Source organism: Allobosea sp. Root483D1 (assembly GCF_001429505.1).
Lineage (GTDB): Bacteria > Pseudomonadota > Alphaproteobacteria > Rhizobiales > Beijerinckiaceae > Allobosea.
Genome location: NZ_LMJW01000009.1, coordinates 1 through 2,696 on the forward strand (window position 1 = coordinate 1; position 2,696 = coordinate 2,696).

At 66.1% G+C, this 2,696-nt stretch carries 2 protein-coding genes; both read right to left on the reverse strand.

Features of this window, described 5'->3' with window-relative positions; all coding sequences use genetic code 11:
* Nucleotides 1-1,411 (reverse strand): phosphonoacetaldehyde dehydrogenase (phnY, locus tag ASE66_RS09845; RefSeq protein WP_164470441.1); only part of this gene is annotated, 1,411 nt, incomplete at its 3' end.
* 50 nt (nt 1,412-1,461) lie between these two features.
* On the reverse strand, nt 1,462-2,682 hold the full coding sequence (gene phnA / locus ASE66_RS09850; RefSeq protein WP_057189459.1) for a phosphonoacetate hydrolase: 1,221 nt from the start codon (nt 2,680-2,682) through the stop codon (nt 1,462-1,464).
* Nucleotides 2,683-2,696 lie beyond the last annotated feature (14 nt).

The following is a 2,696-nucleotide window of genomic DNA, read 5'->3' on the forward strand; positions in this document are numbered from 1 at the left end:
ACGCGTTCCAGGGCGTCGACCAAGTTTTGACGTTGGTGAAGGACTTCATGGCTTCGACGACGCCTTCCTTGTAGCCGAGGCCTGAGTCCTTGATGCCGCCGAAGGGGGACATCTCGATGCGGTAGCCCGGGACCTCCCAGAGGTTGACGGTGCCGACCTCGAGCTCGGCGACAAAGCGCTGGAGGTAGTCGAAGCGGTTGGTGCAGACGCCCGACGACAGGCCGTAGGCGGTCGAGTTCGAGATGCGGATGACTTCGGCGATGTCGTCTGGCACCCGGACGATCGGGATGACCGGGCCGAAGGTCTCCTCGTGCACGAGCTCGCAGGTATGGGGGATGTGGTCGACCACGGTCGGGTGGAAGAGCGCGCCCTCGGCGCGCTTGCCGTGGAGCACCTTGGCGCCCTTCGTCACGGCATCGTCGACCCTGGCCTGGAAGAGCGCGGCCGAGCGGGCGTTGATGACCGTGCCGACATCGGTCGCCGGATCCATCGGATCGCCGCATTTGAGCTTGCTGGCCTTCTCGACGACGAGCTTGGAAAAGGCGTCGGCGACGCTCTTGACCACCAGGATGCGCTTGACCGCGGTACAGCGCTGGCCCGAGTTCTTGGTCGCGCCGGTGACCGCAAGCTCGGCCGCCTTGTCGAGATCGGCATCCTCCATCACGATCAGCGGGTCGTTGCCGCCGAGCTCGAGCACGATGCGCTTGTAGCCGGCGGTCGCGGCGATGTGCTTGCCGACCCGGACCGAGCCGGTGAAGGTCACCAGATCCGCATCGGGATCGGTGATCATCGCATCGCCCATGGTCGAGGGGTTGCCGGTGACGACCGAGAGCATCTCCGGCGGCAGCCCGGCCTCGTAGAGCACGTCGGCCAGCGCCAGCGCGGTCAGCGGCGTCAGCTCGGTCGGCTTGAGGACGAGGCGGTTATTGGTGGCGATCGCCGGGGCGAGCTTGTGGCTGACCATGTTGAGCGGATGGTTGAAGGGCGTGATCGCCGAGATCACGCCGAGCAGCGGCTGGCGCGTGGTGAAGATCTTGCGGGCCTTGCCGTTCGGCGAGATGTCGCAGGAGAACATCTCGCCATCGTCCTTGATGGTGAGCTGGGCCGCGAACGACCAGACGTCGTAGGCGCGGCTGGCTTCATAGAGCGAATCCTTCCAGCACAGCCCGGTTTCCGCCGTGATCAGCCGGGCGAACTCCTCCCTGCGGTCGCGCAGCAGCTCGGCCGTCTTTTGCAGGATCTGCTGGCGCTCATAGCGGGTCAGCGTCGGCTTGAACGCCTTGGCTTTGGCGAAGGCCTCGCGGACATGCTCGGGCCGGGCGGCGGGGATCAGCCCGACCACGCTGTCGTCATAGGGGTTCCTGACCTCGACCATGTCGTCGGTCGTGGTGAGCTTGCCGGCGATGCGCATCGTCTCGCGCCGCAGGGGTGGCTTCACAGTCGCGTTCACGGCGGTACTCCTCAAGCCAGGACGCAGTTCAGGGCGACGTCGAAGACGTCGAAATTGCGTAAGGTCCGGCCTTCGGGGACCGAGATCGGCCGGTTGGCGATCATCGGCACGCGCTGCTCGGTGATGCCGCCATGCGAGCGCAGCGGCTCGGTCAGGCCGGAGAGGTCGTGCCGGTCGGGCGAGGTGCCGATCACCTTCTGGCGCGTCGAGATCACCACGACGTCGCCGATCCGGTCGGCCGGCAGCTCGAAGCGCTCGCAGGCCTCGGCGGCGGTGACCGCGAGCGCGATGCCCTCGAGGCCGGAGATGCGGGCGGCGACCTCCTCCTGGCTGGCGCCGTCAGGCAGATAGACCGTTGCGAAGGAGCCGAGCGCGCCGTGGTGGACGACGTAAGGGTCGGTGATCGGCAGGATCACCCGCATCACGCTCTTGCCGTACCACTCGTCCATCAGGCTCTGCAGGTAGACGACATCGGGCTCGCCGTTCGGCAGATGCTTGTCGTTCATGCCGTGGTCGGCGGTGATCACCAGCGTGCAGCCCTGGGCATCGAGCCTGCCGACATACCCGTCGAACATGGCGTAGAAGCTGTCGGCCATCTCTGAGCCCGGCGCCGCCTTGTGCTGCACATAGTCGGTGGTCGAGAGGTACATCAGGTCGGGCTTGAAGGTCTCGAGCAGCTTGACGCCGGCGGCGAAGACGAACTCGGAGAGATCGGCCGAATAGACCGACGGCACCGGCAGGCCGACGAAGTCGAGCACGTCCTTGATGCCGTTCTGCGCCATGTCGGCCTTGTCGGCCTTCTCCGAGGAGAAGGCGATCGCGCTGCCTGTGCTGAAGTCGAGGCCCTTGCCGAGCAGGGTCCTGAGCTTGTCCTTGGCGGTGACCATCGCGACCTTGCAGCCGGCCTGCTGGAAGGCGGAAAGGATGGTCGGGGCGCGCAGGAAGCGGGCATCGTTCATCATCACCTCCTCCTTCGCCTCGCGGTCGTAGAAGAAGTTGCCGGCGATGCCGTGTACCGCCGGCGGGCGCCCGGTGATGATCGAGAGGTTGTTCGGGTTGGTGAAGCTCGGGATCACCGAATAGGCGTAGGTGCTGGCGCCGGTCCGCATGATCCTGTCGAGATGCGGCGTCAGCCCCTTGGCGCTCGCCGCTTCGACATAGGACGGCTCCGAACCGTCCATGCAGATCACAACTGTAGGGCGTTGCGGACGGGCATAACCCCGACCGTTCACAACAACGTCCGCGC